The sequence below is a fragment of the Hymenobacter agri genome (assembly GCF_054778495.1).
In genome coordinates this window covers 1-992 of sequence record NZ_BAAGZM010001021.1, presented here as the reverse complement: position 1 = coordinate 992, position 992 = coordinate 1, and the positions used below count along the sequence as shown (strand labels likewise).

Below are 992 nucleotides of genomic sequence, written 5' to 3'. Positions count from 1 at the left end.
GCGTGCCGCCGCTGGGCCTGGGCCTCACGGCGCTGGCCGCGGCGGCCGTTATTTTGCTGGCCGAGGAGCGGCGGAGCGACTATTTCTTCGCCTTTCTCGCCGATGGCGTGCTGCTGGTGCCAGCCGTGCTATATCTGATTGGCCGGTAGCGTACGTTTCGGCGTGCGCATTATCCGGCAGCTATTTGACGGGCGCAAGCTGAAGCATGGGCTCCGAGTGCAGCCATAGTTTCCCGGTTTTTCCGCCTTATCGTACTCCTACTTATGACTATTGTCGACCCTTCCACCGTGTTTCCGCTGGCCGGCTACGAGCGGCTGTGCTTCCTGAAAAACGTGGTCGACCACCCGCAGATTACCGTGGGCGACTACACGTATTACGACGATTTTGAGGACGTTGCCAACTTCCAGCGGCGCGTGCGCTACCTGTTCGATTTCACCGGCGACCACCTGCGCATTGGCAAGTTCTGCATGCTGGCCTCGGGCGTGGAGTTCGTGATGAACGGGGCCAACCACTTGTCCCAGGCCGTGAGTGCTTACCCCTTCGCGGTGTTCGGCGGCGACTGGGCCGACGCGATGGCAGGTAAAAATTACCCCAACAAGGGCGACACCGTGGTGGGCAATGACGTGTGGCTAGGCTACCGGGCCACCATTATGCCGGGCGTCAGCATCGGCCACGGCGCCATTGTCGGGGCCTGCGCGGTGGTCACGCGCGACGTGCCGCCCTACGCCATCGTGGGCGGCAACCCGGCCCGCATCATCCGCATGCGCTTCGACGCCGATACCGTGGCCCGCCTGCTGGCCCTGGCTTGGTGGGACTGGCCCATTGAGAAAATCACCCGTTTCGCCCCGCTGCTGACGGGCGACGTAGCCGCGTTTCTGGCGGCATCCGAGCAGTAGCGTATTAAATCTCCGCCAGTGCCGGGCCGATGTGCTGCACGATGTCGCCGGCCACCAGCCCGGCCATGCCGGTGTGGGCGGCGGCCAGGTCGCCGG

At 64.3% G+C, this 992-nt stretch carries 1 protein-coding gene; it reads left to right on the top strand.

All coding sequences use genetic code 11. From position 1 onward, the window contains the following. The first annotated feature begins 263 nt into the window (after nucleotides 1-263). Complete coding sequence (locus ACYVDE_RS24170) at nucleotides 264-896, top strand: CatB-related O-acetyltransferase (RefSeq protein ID WP_460504071.1); 633 nt, start codon at nucleotides 264-266, stop codon at nucleotides 894-896. The last annotated feature ends 96 nt before the right edge of the window (nucleotides 897-992 follow it).